This window comes from Xanthomonas sp. NCPPB 1068 (genome assembly GCF_041479385.2).
Lineage (GTDB): Bacteria > Pseudomonadota > Gammaproteobacteria > Xanthomonadales > Xanthomonadaceae > Xanthomonas > Xanthomonas cannabis.
Genome location: NZ_CM192986.1, coordinates 1,132,135 through 1,152,284, shown reverse-complemented (window position 1 = coordinate 1,152,284; position 20,150 = coordinate 1,132,135). Strand labels below are relative to the sequence as shown.

Sequence of the window (20,150 nt, the reverse complement as noted above, 5' to 3'; positions counted from 1 at the left end):
AGCAACTGAACAATGACGTTGTGGGTGCTCGGACTGAATCACCAGACCGCTCCTGTGGACCTGCGCGAACGTGCAGCGTTCGCCGGTGAGGCACTGCCGCGTGCGCTCGAATCGTTGCGTACGTTGCCGCAGGTGCGCGAGGCGGCACTGTTGTCCACCTGCAATCGTACCGAGCTGTACGCGATGGCCGACGACGCGCAGACGCTGGCCGGCTGGCTGGACGCACACGCTCCCGGGCTGAGCGGGTATCTGTATCAACACCAGGATGCCGATGCGGTACGTCACCTGTTCCGGGTGGCCACGGGGCTGGATTCGATGGTACTGGGCGAGCCGCAGATCCTGGGCCAGGTGAAGGATGCCTGGGCGGTGGCGCGCGCCCACGGTGCGTTGGGCAGCGGCCTGGATCGGCTGTTCCAGCAGACCTTTTCGGTGGCCAAGCGCGCGCGCACCGATACCCGGGTCGGTGCCAATCCGGTGTCGGTGGCGTCCACGGCGGTGCGGCTGGCGCAGGAATCGTTCGCCCGGCTCAACGAATCGACCGTATTGCTGGTCGGTGCCGGCGAGACCATCGAGCTGGCGGCCAAGCATCTGAGCGAGGGTCGCGTGCGGCGCCTGCTGATCGCCAACCGCACCCTCGCCCATGCGCAGACGCTGGCCAGCCAGCATGGCGGCTATGCGCTGCCATTGACCGACTTGGAACGCCACCTGGCCGAGGCCGACGTGGTGTTCTCGGCCACCGCCGCGCGCGAGCCGGTGGTGACGCGCGCCCAGGTCGAACAGGCGCTGCGCGCACGCAAGCGCAAGCCGATGCTGCTGTTCGACCTGGCGGTGCCGCGCGACATCGAGGCCTCGGTGGCGCAGCTGGGCGATGCCTACCTGTACACGGTGGACGATCTGGAGCGCGCGGTCGAAGACAACCGTCGCAGCCGCCGCGAGGCCGCCGATCAGGCCGAAGCCATCATCGACCTGCAGGTGGCACGCTACGTCGAGACCGTGCAGGCCAACGCACGCCAGGCGCCGCTCAAGCGCCTGCGCGCATTCGGCGACAGCACCCGTGACGAGTTGCTGGCCAAGGCACGCCAACAGTTGAGCAACGGCAAGCCCGCCGACGAAGTGCTGGAACAGCTGGCGCATGCGCTGACCAACCGTCTGCTGCATCCGCCCACCGCTGCGCTGCGCGATGCGGCACTTAACAATGACCTGGAACTGACCAGTGCGGCCGACCGGCTGTTTCCGGAAAAGCCCGGTTACCAACATCCCCCTATAGCTACCCCGATCGTGAGGACAGATGACGCCGACCCTGCGCCGTAAGCTCGAAGCGCTGGCCGAGCGCCGCGAAGAACTGCAGCACCTGTTGTCCGACCCGGATGTGGTCGGCAACAACGACAAGTTCCGCAGCTTGTCGCGCGAACTGTCGCAGCTGGAGCCGGTGGCAGTGGCGCTGGAAGACGAAGCGCGCGCCAAGGCCGACCTGAGCGCGGCCGAGGCCCTGCGCAGCGACCCGGAAATGCGCGAACTGGCCGAAGAGGAAATCGCCGCCGCGCAGGCACGCCTGGACGAGCTGGATGCGCAACTGGCGCTGCTGCTGGTGCCGCGCGACCCGCGCGATGACGGCAACCTGTTCCTGGAAGTGCGCGCCGGTACCGGCGGCGACGAAGCGGCCATCTTTGCCGGTGACCTGTTCCGCATGTACGCGCGTTACGCCGAGCGCCAGGGCTGGAAGGTAGAAATCGAATCCGACAGCCCCGGCGAACATGGCGGCTACAAGGAAGTGGTGGCGCGGGTGGTCGGGCGTGGCGCGTATTCGCGGCTGAAGTTCGAATCCGGCACGCACCGCGTGCAGCGCGTGCCCGCGACCGAGTCGCAGGGCCGCATCCACACATCGGCGGCGACGGTGGCGATCATTCCCGAGGCCGATGACGTGGAAGAGATCGCGATCAATCCGGCCGATCTGAAAGTGGATACCTTCCGCTCGTCCGGTGCGGGCGGACAGCACGTCAACAAGACCGAATCGGCGATCCGCATCACCCATGTGCCGACCGGCGTGGTGGTGGAATGCCAGACCGAACGCAGCCAGCACGCCAATCGCGACAAGGCGATGAAGCGCCTGAAGGCGCAGTTGCTGGACACCGAACGTAGCAAGGCCGCCGCCGCCGAAGCGCAGACACGCAAGCTGCAGGTGGGCAGCGGCGATCGCAGCCAGCGCATCCGCACTTACAGTTTCCCGCAGGGACGCATCACCGACCATCGTGTGGAAGGGCTGACGCTGTACGACCTGCCCAACATCATCGAAGGCGATCTGGATGCCCTGATCGCGCGCTTGCTGCACGAGCATCAGGCCGACGAACTGGCGCGGTTGAGCGACGGCCCGTGAGTGCCAACGTCCCGCGCGAGCTGCTGCAGCTGCGCGAGGCGGTGCGGCGCCAACCGGGGGACTTTGTCGCCTGGTTGATGTTGGCCGATGCCGAGCTGGGCATGGGCGACAGCACCGCCGGCGAGGTGGCGGTACAACACGCCCTGGCCATGCATCCTGGTCACCCGGAGGCGATTGCACGGCTGGGCCGGGTACGCTGGGCGCAGCAGCGCCATGCAGACGCCGCCACCTTGCTGCAACAGGCCTCGGACCTGGTACCGCAGCATCCCGGTATTGCGCTGTGGCTTGGGCACGCACTGGAAGATGCCGGCCAACCGGAGCAGGCGGCTGACGCCTATGCGCGTGCGCATCGGTTGCTGCCCGACGAACCCTACATCACCGCGCAGTTGCTCAATTGGCGACGCCGCCTGTGCGATTGGCGCGAACTGGAGCCACTGGCTGCGCACGTGCGTGCCGCCGTGGCGCGAGGCGAGGCGGCAGTGGAGCCGTTCGCATTCCTGAGCGAGGACGCCAGCGCGGCCGAGCAACTGGCGTGTGCCCGCACCCGTGCGCAGGCGATTGCCTCGTCTTTACGCCCGCTGCCTGCGGTGACGGTGCGCAGCCGCGGTGCGCTGCGGCTCGGCTTCGTTTCCAACGGCTTTGGCGCGCACCCCACCGGCTTGCTGACCGTGGCCTTGTTCGAAGCGCTGCAGCGACGTCAGCCGGACATGCAGGTGCACCTGTTCGCGACCAGCCATGACGATGGCAGCGAGATCCGTGCGCGCCTGGCGCAGGCGACGCGCCTGCATGACGTCGCCGCACTGGGGCATCTGGCGACCGCGCAGCACATCCGGGACCAGGGCATCGATCTGCTGTTCGATCTGCGCGGCTGGGGCGGTGGCGGGCGCCCGGAAGTGTTCGCGCTGCGGCCGGCGCCGGTGCAGCTCAACTGGCTGGCGTATCCGGGGACCTCGGGTGCGCCCTGGATGGACCATGTGCTGGGCGATGCGTTTGCACTGCCGCCGTCGCTGGAGCCGTTTTACAGCGAACAGGTGCTGCGCCTGCCACGCGTGTTTCAACCGTCGGACACCTCGCGCGCGGTCGCGCAACCGCCACCGCGTGCGGAGTGCGGCTTGCCTGAGCAGGGTGTGGTGCTGTGCTGCTTCAACAACAGCTACAAACTCACTCCACGCAGCATGGCGCGCATGCTGGCGGTGTTGCGCGCGGTGCCCGGTAGCGTGCTGTGGCTGCTGTCCGGGCCGGGCCGGGCCGATGCGCGACTGCGCGCGGTGGCGCAGGAACAGGGCGTGGACCCGCAGCGGCTGGTGTTCATGCCGAAGTTGCCGCATCCGCAGTATCTGGCGCGCTATCGGCATGCGGATCTGTTTCTGGACACGCACCCGTACAACGCGCACACCACGGCCTCCGACGCGCTATGGGTGGGCTGCCCGGTATTGACCACACCAGGCGAGACGTTCGCCGCGCGCGTGGCCGGCAGCCTGAATCAGCATCTGGGGCTGGATGAGATGAATGTGGCCGATGACGCTGCGTTTGTCGCCAAGGCGATCGAACTGGCGAGCGATGCGGATGCCTTGCGTGGTGCGCGCGTGCGATTGGCGGAACAACGCCTGCGCAGTGGCGTTTTCGATATGGACGGATTTGCAGATGATCTGGCTGCGCTGCTGCGTGGCATTGCGCGGCGCAGTGGGTGGTTGGGAGGTTAGCGTCGGTTGCCGGATGTTGCGCTGCCGGGTTGGCATGCTAGATGGCGTGGTGCTTGAGGCGCGGAATCTTTTGCTGGCGCTGCCATACGAGCGACAGTCAGGCATGGATGCTTCTCCCTTCTCCCTTCGGTAGAAGGTGGCGCGTAGCGCCGGATGAGGGTGCGGCTGCGGCAGTGACACTGGTTAACCGTACCCTCACCCCAACCCCTCTCCCGCAGGGAGAGGGGCTTAGAGCGACGCGGTAGCTAACGCCTGATAGGCAGCCGCTTCGTACAACTTCACACCACAACGCTGTACCCGGCCGTCCCGGCTCGCTAGGCTGCGCGCATGCCTTCCACTCTCGACTTCATTCCGCTGCGCCTGTGCGTGCTGACCGTGTCCGACAGCCGCACCCTGGCCGATGACCGCTCCGGCGATTACCTGGCCGATGCCCTCACCCACGAAGGTCATGTGCTGCACGAACGTGCGCTGTGCCCGGACGACCGTTACCGCATGCGCGCGATCGTGTCCGGCTGGATCGCCGACGCACAGGTCGACGGCATCCTGATCACCGGCGGCACCGGCTTTACGGGCCGCGACAGCACTCCGGAGGCAATCATGCCGTTGCTGGACAAGGTCATGCCCGGCTTCGGCGAAATGTTCCGCGCGGTCAGCGTGGACGAGATCGGCACCTCCTCGCTGCAATCGCGCGCGTTTGCCGGGCTTGCCAACCACAGCTTCGTGTTCTGCCTGCCCGGTTCCACTTCGGCCTGCCGCACGGCATGGGAGAAGATCGTGCGTGCGCAGCTGGATGCGCGGACCAAACCGTGCAATCTGGCGACACTGCGTCCACGTCTGGGCGAATAGCCTGCGCGCTCTCCACCGGCTGGAACGCGCATGTCGCATCTCAAACGCAAGGCCTACAAGAAACTGCTGGCACCGCTGCAATTGGAACTGGTCGGCATGGCGCGCTGGCTGCGCCACACCAATCAGCGCGCCCTGGTGCTGGTGGAAGGCCGCGACACCGCCGGCAAGGGCGGCGTGATCCAGACCATCGCCAGCCATCTCAATCCGCGCCAGTGCCGGGTGGTGGCGCTGCCCAAGCCCAGCGACCGCGAGAGCACGCAGTGGTATTTCCAGCGCTATGTCACGCATCTGCCGGCGGGCGGCGAGTTGGTGCTGATGGATCGCAGCTGGTACAACCGCGCGGGCGTGGAACGGGTCATGGGCTATTGCACCGACGCGCAATACGCCGCGTTCCTGGAGCAGGCGCCACGCTTTGAACAGATGCTGGTCGACGACGGCATCCTGTTGTTCAAGTACTGGTTGTGCGTGGACCAGGCAGAGCAGGAAGAACGCTTCGCCGAGCGTCACGCAGACCCGCTCAAGGGCTGGAAACTGTCGCCGGTGGATCTGCAATCGCGCGACAAATACGACGACTACACCGCCGCCCGCGAGCGCATGCTCGAAGCGACCCACACGCCCGATGCACCGTGGACGCTGGTGGATTTCAACGACCAGAAACGGGGCCGGTTGAGCCTGATCCGCGATCTACTGGATCGGCTCCCGGACACGTCGGTGCCCGAAGCGCAACTCGCGTTACCGCCCTTGCACGGCAAGCCGCACAAGGAACATTACGGCGTGCTGGAGCCGATCGACGATTACGCCGGCCAGTCCTGAGAGACTTCATCGCTGGCCGCAGTAGCGCGCGGCAGCGGATGCAGGCCGGCCTGACGTTCGGCCTGCTCGGCCTGCAGCACCAGTTGGCTCAGGCGCTGACTGAACAACTGCATGAAACCGCGGTGCAGCGGGCGCATCGCTTCCATGTAGTCCACGTCATCGGCTTGCGCGCCGAGCGGGCTGCACGAGGACAGCAGCACTTCGTCCAGGCGCAGCGCGCTGTCGGGCAGGCGCACCAGGGCGGCGCGGCGCAGCCAGTCGCGCATGCCTTCGCGGTATTCGGCAGCCAGGATGTAGGCCACTTCGACCTGGTCCAGGTCCACGTCCGGGTTCCAGGCCAGCACCTGGATCACCTGCGAACGCTCGTCCAGCATGCGGCCTTCGGCCACCAGGGCGTGCATCTGCTGCAGCAGCCGCCACTGCGCCTCGGCCGCGCCGCGTTGGGCGGGCGGCATGGCGTCGATGGCCAGTGCCAGGCGACGTGCGAACAGGGCCGGCACCTCGGCCAGTACCACCGGGCCGGCATCGGCGCCGAGCAGGAAACGCTCGGTCCGCAGCGCGGCGGTGTCGGGCAGGTAGCCGTCCTGCAACGGCCGCATGACACCGTGGTCGAGCAGCGACAGCACCACGTCCAGCCAGTAGCGGCGTTCCTGTTGCAGCGCGCGGTTGGCCGAGGCGTTCTGCCAGGCGGTGCGCACTTCGTCCAGCCGCGCGATGCAGGTCTGGGCATCGAGCCCATCCCACGGCGCGCGGGTGGCATCGTCGGGGTCGAAGGTTTCCGCACTGAGCATGCCGCCGCCGAAGCGATGCCAGGCCGCGCCACGCTGGGTGTGGGCCGGGTCCAACCGGGAGACGGCAACCGGGGCCGGCGGCGCGGGACGCAGCAATGCGGCGTAGGCATCGGCCCAGGATTCAGGCAGGCGTGCCGACAGCGGGTAGCTTGCCGAGGGCTGCGCCAGGCCACGGCGCGCCAGCCGCAGGCTCCACAGCAACGCACCGATCACGATGCCGCCGAAGGTCCAGGCCACCAGCCAGCTGGTGGCCGCCTGGCCAGACTGCAGCACGCGCGTGGACGGCTGCACGAACAGCAGCCAGCCGCTGCCCAGCAGCGCGCCGAGATACAGCCATGGCGCGGATTGCGCCAGCTGGCGACGGCGGCGTGCCGGCTGATCGTGCGCGTCGTTGTGATCCTGAGTTGGAGCGGCCATTACATTCCCCTGAACGCCTGATCGCGTTGACAAGGTTATCGGCGCGGTGCCCCAACTCTGTTGCCCCGCCGTGCGGGCCGGCGCTCAGCCAGTTACAAAGTCTTCAGTCGTCGGAACCGGGCACGGTGCCCGTGTCACCGCGGCCACTCGCGCCGCCGGCGGGCCTTGCCAGAGCCAGGCTTCCAGCGCATCCAGGGCGTCCGCGTTGCCGGCGGCGATCACCTCCACGCTGCCGTCGGCCTGGTTGCGGGCGTGCCCGGACAGGCCCAGTGCCAGCGCGCGGTCGCGGGTGGAGGCCCGGTAGTAGACGCCTTGCACCACGCCGCTGATGACAAAGCGTGCGGCCTGCATCAACCGGCCTTGCCGGTGATGCCCACGGCGGCTTCGATATCGCGCGCGGTGACCGGGCCGAGGAATTGCTTGGCCACCTTGCCGTCCGGGCCGATCAGATAGGTCATCGGCAGGCCGCGCGGCGTGGCGAAGTCCTGCGGCGGCTGGTACGGGTCGAGGATGGCGACCGGATAGGAGACCGGATGGTCCTTCAGGAAGGCCTGCATGTCCGCAGCGGTGATGTCTTCATAGGCCAGGCCCACCACTTCGACGGCATCGCGCATGGTGTGCAGCGCCGACAGTTCCGGCATTTCCTTCAGGCAGGGCGCGCACCAGGTGGCCCAGAAATTGACCACCACCCACTTGCCGCGATGCGCGGCCAGATCGTAGGTCTCGCCGGTTACGGTCGGCAGCGAGAGCTTGGGCATTTCGGCGGTCTGCTGCACGACCGAGGTGTTGGCGGCGCCGGCCGGATCGGGAGCGGCAGGCGCTGCAGGTGGCTGAACCGGCGCGGTGGGAGCGGCCGCATGATCGGCCGCGGGCGCGCCGTCGCCGGTGGGCTTGCAGGCAGTCAGCACTAACAGCGGCAACAGCAGCGCGCACGCGCCGCGCACAAGGCGCACAGTCATGGAGGATCTCCGGGAAGGTGGGTGTAGAGGTCGCCAACCGGTTGCGCCAGCACGCTGCGCAACGGTTGGCGCAATTGTTCGAGCGCGGCGGCGGCGGCCTGGCCATAGGCATCGTCGCGACAGGGCAAGGGGCGGTCTTCGATCGGCACGCGCAGCTGGCAGTTTTCGTAGAGTTCGGCCAAGGTCACCACGTCCAGATCACGCGCCAGCAGCCATTGCCCGCGCTCGTCGCGACGCAGCAGGCGGATGCGTTTGAGCTCGCACAGCAGCTCCTGCATCAGCGTATCGGTGAGCATGGGTTCCAGCGCCAGGATGCGGTCTTCGTCCAGGCCGTTTCCATGGATGCGCGCCTGGCGGAAACGCCCCAGCAGCCGCAGCAGCCCGTAGATCTCGAAGCCCGGCGGCAGCCGCATCGCTTCGGGCTGGTAGCGGAACGCGGACATCGACGAAGCCAGCGAGGCGCCCAGCAGCACCGACACCCAGCTCAGATAGATCCACAACAACAGGATCGGCAATGCCGACAGCGCGCCGTAGATGCGCTGATACGTCTGGAAATTACCGAGATAGAACCCGAAGCCCCATTTGACGATTTCCATCAGGATCACCGCCAGCAGCGCGCCCGGCAGCGCATGCCGCAGCCGCACCACGTGCTGCGGCACCACGCGGTAGATCAGCACGATGCAGACGAACTCCACCGCCATCGGCGCCAGCCGCCAGGCGAATTCGGCCAGCCACTGGCCTTCGGTGGTGCGGAACAGCGGCAGCGCAAACACGTAGGCCGCCATCGCCATCGAGGCCGCGGCCAGCATCGTGCCCAGCGTCAGCACCGTCCAATAGATCAGGAACCGCGTCACCTTGGGGCGCGCAGCGGCCACCCGCCAGATGCTGTTGAAGGTCTGCTCGATGCTGTGCAGGGTGATCAGCAGCGAAGCCACCAGCGCCACCATACCGGCCACGGTGAACTTGCCCAGGTCTTCCAGCGAGCGGTTGAGGTAGTTCTGCACCGAACGCGCGGCGCCGGGCACGAAATTGTTGAAGATGAAGTCGGTGAGCGCGTCCTTCCACTCGTTGAAGGCCGGAAATGCCGACAACACGCCGAACACCACGATGGCCAGCGGCACCAGTGCGAATACGGTGGTGTACGCGAGCGAGGCCGCCGCCTGGAACAGCCGGTCATCGAGAAAGCGGCGCCACAGAAAGCGCCCGAAGCTCACCGTCCGCGCGCGGTCGCGCAGACGCTCTTTCCATTGGTGGAGGGTGTTCACACGCGACATCGCGCAAGGGTACCCGATGCGCCGTCATCGCGGCCTTGCCGCACCTGCGGCGTGCAGCAGGCCGGCCGCTTGGCCGATACTGCGGCAACTCACACAGTTGGTAGATGCGATGGCGGAGATTCTGGTGCTGTATTACAGCCGTGGCGGTTCGGTGGCGCGGCTGGCGCGGCAGATCGCGCGCGGCATCGGCGAAGTGCCCGGCATGAGCGCGCGGCTGCGCACGGTGCCGCCGGTGGCCGCGGTCACCCAGATCAGCGCCCCGCCGGTGCCGGACGAAGGCGCCCCGTACGTGGACCGCGCCGATCTGGCCGAATGCAGCGGCCTGTTGTTGGGCAGCCCCACCCGCTTCGGCAACATGGCTGCGCCGATGAAGCACTTCCTGGACAGCCTGGGCGCCGAATGGGCCAGTGGCACCCTGGCCGGCAAGCCGGCGGGTGTGTTCACCTCCACCGCCTCGATGCATGGCGGGCAGGAATCCACGCTGCTGTCGATGCATCTGCCCTTGCTGCACCACGGCTGCCTGATCGTCGGCATTCCGTTCACCGAGCCGGCGCTTAGCCACACCACCAGCGGCGGCACGCCGTACGGCGCCAGCCATGTGTCCGGTGCCGGCGGCGACCCGCAACCGAGCGAGGACGAGACCCTGCTGGCGCGCGCGCTCGGCCGCCGGGTGGCCGACATCGCGCGGCGGCTGGCGACCCCGTGAGCCTGCGCGCCACGCGCTGGCTGCTGACGGCGGCGCTACTGGCGCTGGCGCTGCTGTTCGTGGTCTGGTTCCACGACGATGCGCGCCCGATCGCCGCGCTCATCGTGTTCGTGCTGCCGGCCGCGCTGACCGGTGTGCTGGCGGTACGCAGCGCCCGCGCACGTTTCTGGGCCGGCGTGTTCGCGCTGGGATGGTTCAGCCACGGCGTGATGGCTGCCTGGAGCCAGCCGCACGCCCGCGGCCTGGCGTGGCTGGAACTGCTGCTGGCGCTGCTGGTGATCGGGCTGGTCAGCGGGCCTGGCGTGGCGGCCCGGTTCGGCAGCAAGCGCAGGGCGCGCTGACCGGCGCAGCTGCGCGCGGACTGACCACGCCGGTGGCCCGGTGGCGGACCGCTCACCTGTCCAGGTGAGCGTAGGTGTCCGGCTTGCCTGCCCGCGGGCCGCAGCCAGCACCGCAGTCGGGCGGTATCATGGCGGCCCTCGCGCGGCCTGCACCGCGTTGGCCCTACAGGATTGGCAGCAATGGAAGACCTTCTGATCGTCACCACCGGTGGCACGATCGACAAGATCTACTTCGACGACAAATCGGACTACCAGATCGGCGACCCGCAGATCGGCCAGATCCTCAAGGAACTGGGCGTGACCTTCCGCTTCTCGGTGATTCCGATCGTCCGCAAGGACTCGCTGCACATCACCGAGGCCGACCGCGAACTGATCCGCGCCACCATCGCCGCCCAACCCACCCGCCACGTGCTAATCACCCACGGCACCGACTCGATGGTGGAAACCGGCAAGGTGCTGCAGACGATCGCCGACAAGACCATCGTGATGACCGGTGCGTTGAACCCGGCGCGCTTCCGTGGCTCGGATGCGGAATTCAACATCGGCTGCGCGGTGGGTGCGGTGCAGTCGTTGCCGGCCGGGGTCTACATCGCCATGAACGGCCGCATATGGAACCCGGAAAAGGTGCGCAAGAACGTGGCGGCCAACCGTTTCGAATCGATCTGACACGATGAGCAAGGCCACCCGCGCCACCAAGGCATTGGACGCGGCCGGCGTGGGCTATGCGTTGCATCCGTACGCCTATCAGGCCGATGCCGATGCGAAGGGATTACAAGCCGCACAGGCGCTGGGGCTACCGCCGCACGCCGTATTGAAGACGCTGATGGCGTGGGTCGATGACAACGCCGTCTGCGTGGTGATTCCCTGCGACCGCCGGGTGTCGCTGAAGAAACTCGCCAGCGCGTACGGCGGCAAGTCGGCACGCATGATGGAGGTGGCCGATGCCGAACGCCGCACCGGCTACAAGGTCGGCGGCATCAGCCCGCTCGGCCAGCAACGGCAGGCGCCGGTGCTGGTCGACACCAGCGCACTGGATGCACCCGCGCTCTGGATCAACGCTGGCCAGCGTGGCTTGCTGCTGGAATTGCCCGGCGCCCAGCTGTTGCAGGCACTGGCCGCACGCGCCTGTGCGCTGTGCGAATAGACGCATCATCGCGCTGCCGCACGCACCCGCTGGTGCGCGCGTTCCTCGCTCAGAATCCTGGCTCACACGCGACATCTCGGTCGAACCTCGACCTCGACCTCAGTATCCAACTTCCAATCGACGTCGCGCCAGGCTCCCCGCACCCACTGACGACTGCCCACGCCGCGGCACTCGTCAGCGTCTCCAGACGCGGCGGCAACGACGCGCCGGAACTCCTCAATACGCCGCAGTGACGCTGACCGCAGAGAAGCCCAGCGTCGCCTTCAAGCGGACGTAGTACACGCCGGCTGCGGGCGCAGCCAGCGTGCAGCTGTCGCCATTGCCCGGCAACATGCTGCGGCAGCTGTAAGCGGCATCGGTCGGCAACGCACCGGCCCGCAGCGACAGATCGGCATTGCCGCTGCCACCGGCAAGCGTGACCTTGAGCGTGCGCGTGCCGGCCGGCACGTTGACCCGGTAATACAGCGAATCGGAAAGCGCTGCGCTCAGCCCGGTGCGAGCAACATTCCTGGTCAAGGTGGTCGACTCGATCACCGCCGTCACCGCGCCGTCGGCATTCACCAGCCCTGCCCCGCAGCCCTGCGTGCAGGCCACCGGCAAGGGCCGAGCGCTGCTCTTGAGCAAGGCTTTCACCGTGGCCGGGGTGAGCGGATTCAGGGCCACCGACTGCATCAGTGCCACCACGCCGGCCACATGCGGCGCGGCCATCGAGGTACCGCTATAGCCCGCGTAGGCGGCATTGCCGGGAACCGTGGTGCCGGTATTGAGCGTGGATACGATGGACTGCCCGGGCGCTGCGATGTCCACGCCCTTGCCGAAGTTGGAGAAGCTGGCCTTGGCGCCGGCCGAGGTGGTGGCTGCCACCGCGATCACGTTCGGGCAGTTGGCCGGCACGCTGGTGGAGACATCCATATTGCTGTTGCCGGCCGCCGCCACCACTGCGCTGCCACGCGTCACCGCAGCGGTGATGGCGTTGCTCAGGGTTGTCGAACAACTGCCGTAGCCGCCGAGCGAAAGATTGATCACCGTGGCCGGGTTCGGGTTGGCCGGCACGCCATTGACCTTGCCGCCGGACGCCCAGACGATCGCATCGGCGATGTCGGACATGTAGCCGCCGCATCGGCCCAGTACCCGCAGGGGCAGGATCTTGGCGTTGAAGGCGGTGCCGACCACACCGGCCGCGTTGTTGCCGACGGCCGCCACGATGCCGGCGACATGGGTGCCATGCCAGCTGGAGCTGGACGCGGATGCACCGGGGCCGCATTCGTTGGCGGCGGTCCAGTCGCCCTGGTCGGTGGCATTGGCATCGCGCGCGCTGCCGTCGCGCGCAGTCGCAGGATCGATGATGAAGTCGTAACCGGGCAGCACGTTCGCTGCCAGGTCGGGATGGTTGGTGATGCCGGTATCGATCACCGCCACCACGATGCCCTTGCCGGTGGTGCGGTCCCAGGCCGGGCGGATGTTGAGGCCGGCGCTGGTCGTGCCCATCGCCCACTGCTGCGGCACGCCCGGGTCGTTAGGCACCAGCAACGGACGCATCAGCACGTCCACTTCCACGCGCTTGACCGCCGGGTCGGCTGCGAGGCGGCGCATCAGGCTTTCCGAGTCCACACGGTCCAGCTTGCGGTCGGCCACCAACAACATCGGACCGGTACTGAGCCGACGCGTTGCAGACAAGCCCAGCGCACGTCCGCGCGCTTCCGGCACCGCGCGCGCGATGTCGCGCCAGGGCGCAGACAACCCGGTCGCCCGGCTGCTGCCGACGCGGTCCTTGTAGCTGACGATGAAGCGCTGATGGCTGCTGCTGGAGTTCAAGCCTTGCAGGCTGACCTCGCCGGCGGCGGCATGAAACGTGCACGACAACGCACAGACGAGTGCAATGCGGCGCAATGCGCCAACTGAGTGATACGACATGAATCCATCCCTCCCCAAGGAGCTGGCAACCCGGATGGCAACGCGCTAACGCCACGGCGATGCGCCTTGCCCGATGCGTGGGCAGGCAGATGGCGCATGCCTCACGTGGGGTGGCTATCGGCGTGCCGCAGGTGGCGCTGAAGCGGCCACGCTGCGCCCGCATGCGCTTCATTCAGCCGTTACGGCCGGCCTGCGCCGGCAGCCCGGCAATTGCCGCTGCCCGAACGCACACTGCCCCGCCGAAGCGGGGCAGTGCAGGTTTCAAAACACCGACAGCTACGTCGGGGTTGGCCCGACGTCGATGCCGGCAAGAGCGCCGGCATCCAGGGTGTCGGCGCGGCCTTACGGGGTCTGGCTGACCGCGCCGGCGGCGTTGACAATGCCGGCACCACAGCCGCCCGAGCAGGCGCCCGGCAGCGGACGGGCGGTGTTCTTCAACAGGGTTTCCACCGCCGCCGGCGTCAGCGGACGGCTGGCCGCCGACTGCACCAGCGCCACCACGCCGGCCACATGCGGGGCCGCCATCGAGGTGCCGTTGTAGCTGGCGTAGCTGGCCGACCCGGGGGTGGTGGTGCCGCTGTTGAGCGTGGACAGGATCGACGAGCCGGGGCCGGAGATATCGATGGTGGTGCCGAAGTTGGAGAAGCTCGAACGCGCACCGGCCGAGGTGATCGAGGCCACCGAGATCACGTTGGCGCAGCTGGCCGGGGTGAAGTTGGCCACGTTGGCATTGCTGTTGCCGGCCGCCACCACCACGGTGGTGCCACGCGACACCGCGCTGTTGATCGCGTTCTGGTAGGTGGCCGAACAGGTGCCATTGCCGCCCAGCGACATGTTGATCACTTCGGCCGGGTTGGCATTGGCCGGCACGCCGGACACGGTGCCGCCCGAAGCCCAGACGATGGCATCGACGATGTCGGAGGTGGCGCCGCCACACAGGCCCAGCGCACGGATCGGCACCACGCGCGCATTGAACGCAGTACCGGCCACGCCGCTGTTGTTGTTGGTCACCGCCGCGATGGTGCCGGCCACGTGGGTGCCGTGCCAGCTGGAGTTGGCGGCGGGAATGCCGGTACCGCACTGGTTGGCCGCGCGCCAGTCGCCCTGGTCGGCCGGGTTGCTGTCACGCCCGTTGTTGTCGCGCGCACGCGCCGCATCGCTGATGAAGTCGTAACCCGGCAGCACGTTGGCGTTGAGATCCGGGTGGCTGGTGATGCCGGTGTCGATCACGGCCACCACCACCCCGGTACCGGTGGCGGTATCCCAGGCCGGGCGCACGTTGATGCTGGAGGCGCTGGTGCCAAAGCCCCACTGCTCGGACAGACGGGTGTCGTTCGGGGTCAACACCGGATACATGATCTGATCGACCTCGACGTAATCCACGCTCGGATCGGCGGCGATGCGGCGCATCAGCGTTTCGGCTTCGGCACGGTCCAGGCTACGGTCGGTCTTGAGCACTTCCGAACCCAGCGCAGTGCGGCGCACGTGGTTCAGGCCCAGCGCACGGCCGGCGCGTGCCGGCACGGCTTTGGCAACGGAGTTGAGCGATGCACGCATCGAGGTCGGGCTTACTGCCGCGCTGGAGCCGTCCTTGTATTTGACGATGAACCGGTCCAGCGTGGGCTGCGACTCCAAACCGGACAGATTGACCTGACCGGCGAACGCCGGCACGGCCAGCAGACAGGTCAGCGCGGAAACACCCAGCACGACCAGGGCGCGTGCGGGTGCACGACGTTGCGACACATTGGACATCGATCGTTCCTCAGTTTTTTATGAAGTGCCGCGGTTGCGGCGAGATGGCCGGCCCCTTGCCGCACACCGCGGATCGGGCCGGAACGCACGGGCGGTGACGCCCGTCGAAACGACTGACCGGTGTCCTTGCCGGCCGAGCGGCAATGCGCCGCCGGCGCCGGCCGAACTGGCAGACGTGGGCGAGACATCGCAGATGAGGTGAGGCGCCGCCGGCGCGGCTGCCGGCACGTGACCGGCAGCGCAACGCGGCGTCGAACAACCGGGCCCTAGTAGCTGGCCCTCAGGGTCACGCCGGAGAACGTGCTGTACGCCTTGACCCGCACGTAATAGGTTCCCGACGGCGCGGTGATGCTGCAGGTTTCCGCATTGCCACTGCGGTAGGGCCGGCAGGTGTAGGTGGTGTCGGTCGGTGCACTGCCGGCACGCACGTACAGGTCGGCATCGCCGCTGCCGCCGCTGATCGCCACGGTGAGCGTGCCGCTGCCCGCTGGCACCGCGATGGTGTAGTTCAGCTCTGCACCGGTGGCCGCGCCCAGGCCGGTCACCGGCGTGCCATTGGTCAGCGTGTTGCCGCCGCCGCCACCGCCGCCCCCATTGCTGCCGCTGATCGCGGCCGTGACCGCGGCATCGGCGTTGACGATGCCGGCGCCGCAGCCACCGGAGCAGGCGCCCGGCAATGCCCGGGCCGTATTCTTCAGCAAGGTTTCCACGGCGGCAGGCGTCAGCGGCGACGGGGCCGCCGATTGCACCAGCGCCACCACGCCGGCTACATGCGGCGACGCCATCGAGGTGCCGTTGTAGGACGCGTAGCTGGCGCTGCCCGGCGTGGTAGTGCCGCTATTGAGCGTGGACAGGATGGCCGAACCCGGCGCTGACACGTCGATGCCGGTGCCGAAGTTGGAATAGCTGGCCTTGGCGCCGGCCGAGGTGGTGGCCGCTACCGCGATCACGTTGGCGCAGTTGGCCGGCAGCGAACCGGACACGTTGGATGCATCGTTGCCCGCAGCCACCACCACGGTGGTACCACGGGACACCGCACTATTGATGGCGTTCTGCATGGTGGTCGAACAGGCGCCGCCGCCGCCGAGCGACATGTTGATGACCTCGGCCGCATTCGCCGACGACAGCGTCGGCACTCCCGAAACGGTGCCGCCCGAAGCCCAGATGATGGCATCGGAGATATCCGACAGCGAACCGCCGCACTTGCCGAGCACGCGCACCGGGATCACCTCGGCGCCATAGGCAGTACCGGCCACGCCGGTGGCGTTGTTGGTCACTGCGGCAACCGTGCCGGCGACGTGGGTCCCGTGCCAGCTGGAGGTCGCCGCCGGAATGCCGGTGCCGCACTCGTTGGCGGCGTACCAATCGCCCTCGTCGGCGGGGTTGCTGTCGCGCCCGTTGCCATCGCGCGCGGTTGCCGCGTCGCTGATGAAATCGTAGCCCGACAGGACGTTGGCATTGAGGTCGGGGTGGCTGACGATGCCGGTGTCGATGACCGCCACGCGCACGCCGGCACCGGTAGATTTGTCCCACGCCGAGCGGATATTGAGGCCGGCATTGGTCGTGCCGAAGGCCCACTGCTCGGACAACCGGGTGTCGTTCGGGGTCAGCGTGGCGTGCAGGATCTGATCCACTTCCACGCTCTGCACGTTCGGGTCGGCGGCCAGCTGGCGCATCAGCGTCTCGGCTTCGGCACGGTCCAGCGCGCGGTCGGCCTGGATCAGCTCCGGCCCCACTGCCAGGCGGCGCACCGAATTGAGACCCAGCGCCCTGCCCGCCTTGGCCGGTACCGCGCGGGCGGCGGCGCGCAGCGAACTGGTCAACACGCTTGGACTGGCCAGGGCATTGCTGCCGTCCTTGTAGGTAACGATGAATTTCTGGTGGGTCTGGGCGGTGGCAAGGCCATCCAGGTAGACCTCGCCGGCGAACGCAGGCGTTGCCAGCAACAGCGAGGTCAGCGCGGTTGCGCGCATGACGATGAGTGCGCGAGGACGCTTGCGAGAGGACGCGTTCGACATTGAATTCCCTTCCAAATCAAAGAGAACCGCCTGAGCGGTGTTATCCGGCGCCGCCTTCCATCGGTCAGCACCGAGTCCCCGGAACGATCCCCTGTTATCGATCCGTTCAGCGAACCTACCCCAGTGCAACCAAACTGGACAATACAAGATCGACACTTTTGAAACTTAAATATCAGTTTTGTGACAACGATCAGCTCTGTTCAGTCCGCTTCGCACAGTTTTTTGACCGGTCACGGCCCATTTGCTGCAGAGCGGGCCAAAAAAAACCCCCGTGCTGACACACGAGGGCCATTTTTTGACGATGTATGGCGGCTTATGACAAACGCACCAGCCAACCGTGACGATCCGGCACGCGGCCGTATTGGATGTCGGTCAACTCCTGGCGCAGCGACATGGTGACCTCGCCCGCCGGTGCGGACAGATCGCCTACCGCGAAACCGTCACCCTTGAGCTCGCCGATCGGGGTTACCACCGCCGCGGTGCCGCAAGCGAACACCTCGGTGATCTCGCCGGAGGCCACGCCCTGCTTCCACTCGTCGATGGCCACCTTGCGCTCGATCACCTGCATGCCGCGGTCGCGGGCCAGTTGCAGGATGCTGTCGCGGGTGATGCCTTCCAGGATGCTGCCGGACAGTTCCGGCGTCACCAGGCTGCCGTCCTTGTAGACCAGGAACACGTTCATGCCGCCCAGCTCTTCGATGTACTTGCCTTCCACCGGGTCCAGGAACAGCACCTGCGAGCAGCCCTGCGCATAGGCTTTTTGCTGCGGCAGCAGCGAGGCAGCGTAGTTGCCGCCGCACTTGGCCGCGCCGGTGCCGCCCTTGGCCGCACGCGCGTAGTCGGTGGACAACCAGATCGATACCGGCGCCACACCCTTGGCGAAGTACGGGCCAGCGGGGCTGGCGATCACGTAGTACGAAGCCTTGTGCGCCGCACGCACGCCCAAAAACGCCTCATCGGCGATCATGAAGGGGCGGAAATACAGGCTGGTTTCCGGTGCCGAGGGCACCCAGCCGGCGTCCACCGCCACCAGCTGGCGCAGCGATTCGACGAACAGGTCCACCGGCAATTCCGGCAGTGCCAGACGGCGCGCAGAGCGCTGCAGACGCTCGCCGTTGGCCTGCGGGCGGAAGGTCCAGATCGAGCCGTCGGCATGCCGGTAGGCCTTGATGCCCTCGAAGATCTCCTGGCCGTAATGCAGCACCGACGCCGCCGGATCCAGCTGCAGCGGGCCGTACGCGCGCACCTGCGCGTCATGCCAGCCCTGCTCGTTGTTCCAGGAAATGGCGACCATGTGGTCGGTGAAATGCAGCCCGAAACCGGGCGCGGCCAGGATCACGGACAGTTCGTCGGCGCTGCGCGGCGACGGAGAACGGGTGGAAGCGAAGGACACGGACACCGGGAGATTCCTGTATGGCGGGCGAAAGGACGCGGCGCCACATCGTGGACATGGCGCGTGACGATCAGAGCATGCCGGTCTCGAGACGGGCCGCTTCGGACATCATATGCCGGCCCCATGGCGGGTCGAACACCAGCTCGACATCGGCCTCGGCGATGGTCGGAATCATTTCGACCTTGCTGCGCACGTCGTCGACCAGGATCTCGCCCATGCCGCAACCGGGCGCGGTGAGCGTCATCTTGACGTCCACCCGGCGCTGATCGTCTTCTTCGCGATGGCTGACCACGGCCTCGTAGACCAGCCCCAGGTCGACGATGTTGAACGGGATTTCCGGGTCGAAACAGGTGCGCAGCTGCTGCCACACCAGGGCTTCAACCTCTTCGTCGCTGGCGTTGTCGGGCAATTCCAGCCCGGGCGGAGCCTCCTTGCCGATCGCATCGCCATCCTTGCCGGCAATACGGAATAGATTGCCCTCGACAAAGACGGTGTAGCTGCCACCCAGCGCCTGGGTGATATAGCCGTAACTGCCTGCGGGCAGGGTCACCGAATCGCCCTGCGGCACCATGACGGCATCGCAATCGCGTTCGAACTGGACGGGTTCGCTGCTACGGGAATACATGGGCTGGATATGGGGCCGCGCCGGACTCGCGCAAGTCGGCCATTCTAGCCGACCGCGACGGCATCGCCGCCGCACGCGGCGCCCGTCAGCGACGACGCTGCATTCCATCCGCCGCACCGTGGGGGCGAGGCATGCAGCGCAGAGGCAGGCCCGCGTTCTATCATGTGCGCACTGTCAGGAGCTCCAATGCCGCCCACCACCGCGTCCGCCAGAACCGCCCCCTGGCTCTGGCCCCCGCTCCTGCTGCTGGGATGCGTCACCGCCCTCATCGCCTGGCTCCTCATCGCACTCGCGCTCGGCAACCAGGCCGGCTGGATGGCGGTGGTGGCAGCGCTGGAGATCGCCTGGATGCTGCGCCTTGGCACCTTGCACGCCGGCCGGCTGCGCATCGGTGTTGCCGTCGTCACGACAGCATTGATCATCGTCGGCGCCAACTGGGGGATCGCCTCGGCCCAACTGGGCGGACCGCTCGGTCTGGACCCATGGACCTCGGCACAGAAGATGGGCACCGGCCTGGCCTGGACCCTGTTGCAACTGGCCAACAACGGCTTCGATCTGCTGTGCTACGTCGCCGCGCTATTCGTTGCGTGGTGGGCCGCGCGCTGAGTCGGGCGCGTTTGGCGCAGGGATGGTTGGTACACAGAGTTTTCGACAAGGCCCACGATCAACGCCCTGGCGCGTTGTTCTGGCTCTTCAATAAAACCACCAGCAAACTCTCTGTTGCGGTGTCCTCATCGCGTATTCGATGTCGTCGTGTTTGCTGCAGGGCCCTCGCCCGCCCACCATCGCGGGACACGCCGTGAATCCATCCCTGGAGGCTCTGGCGCGGCATCCATGCCGCTCAAGGTCCCGCGACGGTGGGCGGGCAAGGACCAGTAAAGATGGTCGGTCTACATGGATTTCAACAGCGACTAGCAAGCTGCAACGCGGTGTCTTTGCTTTTCAACAAAACCACCAGCCAACTGTCTGGTGCGGTGCCCTCGCCGATTGCGGGACCGTTGGCGGCATGGATGCCGCCATCGAGCCCCCATGGACGGGTTGACGGCGTGTCCCGCGAGCGGTGAGGGCGCCGCGCCCTCG

The 20,150-nt window shown here is 67.4% G+C and carries 19 protein-coding genes; 10 read left to right on the top strand and 9 right to left on the bottom strand.

Going from position 1 to position 20,150, the window contains the following annotated elements; genetic code table 11:
• Nucleotides 1-12: 12 nt before the first annotated feature.
• From hemA to ppk2, 5 genes are all read left to right on the top strand, one after another.
• Nucleotides 13-1,311 carry a glutamyl-tRNA reductase gene (gene hemA, locus ACCQ12_RS04855; RefSeq protein WP_372383079.1) on the top strand — a complete coding sequence of 433 codons (1,299 nt, stop codon included), beginning with the start codon at nucleotides 13-15 and terminating at the stop codon, nucleotides 1,309-1,311.
• Entirely contained in the window at nucleotides 1,289-2,374 is a 1,086-nt protein-coding gene (gene prfA, locus ACCQ12_RS04850; RefSeq protein ID WP_047695370.1) for a peptide chain release factor 1, read from the top strand. The genes hemA and prfA overlap by 23 nt, the downstream gene beginning before the upstream one ends.
• A complete protein-coding gene (locus tag ACCQ12_RS04845) occupies nucleotides 2,371-4,077 on the top strand; it encodes an O-linked N-acetylglucosamine transferase, SPINDLY family protein (RefSeq protein ID WP_372383078.1) in 1,707 nt (568 codons plus the stop codon). The genes prfA and ACCQ12_RS04845 overlap by 4 nt, the downstream gene beginning before the upstream one ends.
• A 327-nt stretch (nucleotides 4,078-4,404) precedes the next feature.
• A complete protein-coding gene (moaB, locus tag ACCQ12_RS04840; RefSeq protein WP_166743983.1) occupies nucleotides 4,405-4,923 on the top strand; it encodes a molybdenum cofactor biosynthesis protein B in 519 nt (172 codons plus the stop codon).
• A 30-nt stretch (nucleotides 4,924-4,953) separates the two neighbouring features.
• Nucleotides 4,954-5,736: a polyphosphate kinase 2 gene (gene ppk2 / locus ACCQ12_RS04835; protein WP_104580874.1), complete on the top strand. Its 783-nt coding sequence runs from the start codon at nucleotides 4,954-4,956 to the stop codon at nucleotides 5,734-5,736.
• Here ppk2 and ACCQ12_RS04830 read toward each other — a convergent pair.
• From ACCQ12_RS04830 to ACCQ12_RS04815, 4 genes are all read right to left on the bottom strand, one after another.
• Entirely contained in the window at nucleotides 5,718-6,944 is a 1,227-nt protein-coding gene (locus ACCQ12_RS04830; protein ID WP_372383077.1) for a hypothetical protein, read from the bottom strand. The genes ppk2 and ACCQ12_RS04830 overlap by 19 nt on opposite strands.
• An 84-nt stretch (nucleotides 6,945-7,028) precedes the next feature.
• A complete protein-coding gene (locus ACCQ12_RS04825; protein WP_372383556.1) occupies nucleotides 7,029-7,295 on the bottom strand; it encodes an acylphosphatase in 267 nt (88 codons plus the stop codon).
• Nucleotides 7,295-7,903: a TlpA family protein disulfide reductase gene (locus ACCQ12_RS04820; protein ID WP_372383076.1), complete on the bottom strand. Its 609-nt coding sequence runs from the start codon at nucleotides 7,901-7,903 to the stop codon at nucleotides 7,295-7,297. The genes ACCQ12_RS04825 and ACCQ12_RS04820 overlap by 1 nt, the downstream gene beginning before the upstream one ends.
• Entirely contained in the window at nucleotides 7,900-9,177 is a 1,278-nt protein-coding gene (locus ACCQ12_RS04815) for a YihY family inner membrane protein (RefSeq protein ID WP_372383075.1), read from the bottom strand. Before ACCQ12_RS04815 ends, ACCQ12_RS04820 begins: the two co-directional genes overlap by 4 nt.
• A gap of 109 nt (nucleotides 9,178-9,286) precedes the next feature.
• Here ACCQ12_RS04815 and wrbA point away from each other — a divergent pair, with 109 nt between their 5' ends.
• The 4 genes from wrbA (at nucleotide 9,287) to ybaK (ending at nucleotide 11,368) form a co-directional block, all read left to right on the top strand.
• Nucleotides 9,287-9,883 carry an NAD(P)H:quinone oxidoreductase gene (gene wrbA / locus ACCQ12_RS04810; RefSeq protein ID WP_372383074.1) on the top strand — a complete coding sequence of 199 codons (597 nt, stop codon included), beginning with the start codon at nucleotides 9,287-9,289 and terminating at the stop codon, nucleotides 9,881-9,883.
• A complete protein-coding gene (locus ACCQ12_RS04805) occupies nucleotides 9,880-10,224 on the top strand; it encodes a DUF2069 domain-containing protein (protein ID WP_166750212.1) in 345 nt (114 codons plus the stop codon). The genes wrbA and ACCQ12_RS04805 overlap by 4 nt, the downstream gene beginning before the upstream one ends.
• A 180-nt stretch (nucleotides 10,225-10,404) precedes the next feature.
• Entirely contained in the window at nucleotides 10,405-10,890 is a 486-nt protein-coding gene (locus tag ACCQ12_RS04800) for an asparaginase domain-containing protein (RefSeq protein WP_372383073.1), read from the top strand.
• A 4-nt stretch (nucleotides 10,891-10,894) separates the two neighbouring features.
• Nucleotides 10,895-11,368: a Cys-tRNA(Pro) deacylase gene (gene ybaK / locus ACCQ12_RS04795; RefSeq protein ID WP_184439597.1), complete on the top strand. Its 474-nt coding sequence runs from the start codon at nucleotides 10,895-10,897 to the stop codon at nucleotides 11,366-11,368.
• 216 nt (nucleotides 11,369-11,584) lie between these two features.
• Here the strand turns inward: ybaK and ACCQ12_RS04790 are convergent, their stop codons facing one another.
• From ACCQ12_RS04790 to sufT, 5 genes are all read right to left on the bottom strand, one after another.
• Nucleotides 11,585-13,282, bottom strand: a complete 1,698-nt coding sequence (locus ACCQ12_RS04790) for a S8 family peptidase (RefSeq protein ID WP_372383072.1) — start codon at nucleotides 13,280-13,282, stop codon at nucleotides 11,585-11,587.
• 342 nt (nucleotides 13,283-13,624) lie between these two features.
• A complete protein-coding gene (locus tag ACCQ12_RS04785; protein ID WP_047695358.1) occupies nucleotides 13,625-15,034 on the bottom strand; it encodes a S8 family peptidase in 1,410 nt (469 codons plus the stop codon).
• Between the two features lie 266 nt (nucleotides 15,035-15,300).
• Nucleotides 15,301-17,052, bottom strand: a complete 1,752-nt coding sequence (locus tag ACCQ12_RS04780) for a S8 family peptidase (RefSeq protein ID WP_123137428.1) — start codon at nucleotides 17,050-17,052, stop codon at nucleotides 15,301-15,303.
• 313 nt (nucleotides 17,053-17,365) lie between these two features.
• Nucleotides 17,366-18,451, bottom strand: coding sequence for a branched-chain amino acid aminotransferase (locus ACCQ12_RS04775; RefSeq protein WP_039410064.1), 1,086 nt, complete (start codon nucleotides 18,449-18,451; stop codon nucleotides 17,366-17,368).
• A gap of 64 nt (nucleotides 18,452-18,515) precedes the next feature.
• Complete coding sequence (sufT, locus tag ACCQ12_RS04770; protein WP_029219190.1) at nucleotides 18,516-19,070, bottom strand: putative Fe-S cluster assembly protein SufT; 555 nt, start codon at nucleotides 19,068-19,070, stop codon at nucleotides 18,516-18,518.
• Between the two features lie 186 nt (nucleotides 19,071-19,256).
• Between sufT and ACCQ12_RS04765 the strand changes: the two genes are divergently transcribed.
• Nucleotides 19,257-19,676 (top strand): hypothetical protein, encoded by a 420-nt coding sequence (locus tag ACCQ12_RS04765; protein ID WP_372383071.1) that lies wholly within the window; start codon nucleotides 19,257-19,259, stop codon nucleotides 19,674-19,676.
• The last annotated feature ends 474 nt before the right edge of the window (nucleotides 19,677-20,150 follow it).

Bases quoted from the DNA above. Each gene is read 5' to 3' on its own strand.
- ACCQ12_RS04830 (WP_372383077.1), bottom strand. From the start codon at position 6,944: ATGGCCGCTCCAACTCAGGATCACAACGACGCGCACGATCAGCCGGCA.
- ACCQ12_RS04815 (WP_372383075.1), bottom strand. From the start codon at position 9,177: ATGTCGCGTGTGAACACCCTCCACCAATGGAAAGAGCGTCTGCGCGAC.
- ACCQ12_RS04800 (WP_372383073.1), top strand. From the start codon at position 10,405: ATGGAAGACCTTCTGATCGTCACCACCGGTGGCACGATCGACAAGATC.
- ACCQ12_RS04780 (WP_123137428.1), bottom strand. From the start codon at position 17,052: ATGTCGAACGCGTCCTCTCGCAAGCGTCCTCGCGCACTCATCGTCATG.
- wrbA (WP_372383074.1), top strand. From the start codon at position 9,287: ATGGCGGAGATTCTGGTGCTGTATTACAGCCGTGGCGGTTCGGTGGCG.
- ACCQ12_RS04790 (WP_372383072.1), bottom strand. From the start codon at position 13,282: ATGTCGTATCACTCAGTTGGCGCATTGCGCCGCATTGCACTCGTCTGT.
- ppk2 (WP_104580874.1), top strand. From the start codon at position 4,954: ATGTCGCATCTCAAACGCAAGGCCTACAAGAAACTGCTGGCACCGCTG.
- moaB (WP_166743983.1), top strand. From the start codon at position 4,405: ATGCCTTCCACTCTCGACTTCATTCCGCTGCGCCTGTGCGTGCTGACC.
- ACCQ12_RS04825 (WP_372383556.1), bottom strand. From the start codon at position 7,295: ATGCAGGCCGCACGCTTTGTCATCAGCGGCGTGGTGCAAGGCGTCTAC.
- prfA (WP_047695370.1), top strand. From the start codon at position 1,289: ATGACGCCGACCCTGCGCCGTAAGCTCGAAGCGCTGGCCGAGCGCCGC.
- ybaK (WP_184439597.1), top strand. From the start codon at position 10,895: ATGAGCAAGGCCACCCGCGCCACCAAGGCATTGGACGCGGCCGGCGTG.
- ACCQ12_RS04820 (WP_372383076.1), bottom strand. From the start codon at position 7,903: ATGACTGTGCGCCTTGTGCGCGGCGCGTGCGCGCTGCTGTTGCCGCTG.
- sufT (WP_029219190.1), bottom strand. From the start codon at position 19,070: ATGTATTCCCGTAGCAGCGAACCCGTCCAGTTCGAACGCGATTGCGAT.
- hemA (WP_372383079.1), top strand. From the start codon at position 13: ATGACGTTGTGGGTGCTCGGACTGAATCACCAGACCGCTCCTGTGGAC.
- ACCQ12_RS04785 (WP_047695358.1), bottom strand. From the start codon at position 15,034: ATGTCCAATGTGTCGCAACGTCGTGCACCCGCACGCGCCCTGGTCGTG.
- ACCQ12_RS04765 (WP_372383071.1), top strand. From the start codon at position 19,257: ATGCCGCCCACCACCGCGTCCGCCAGAACCGCCCCCTGGCTCTGGCCC.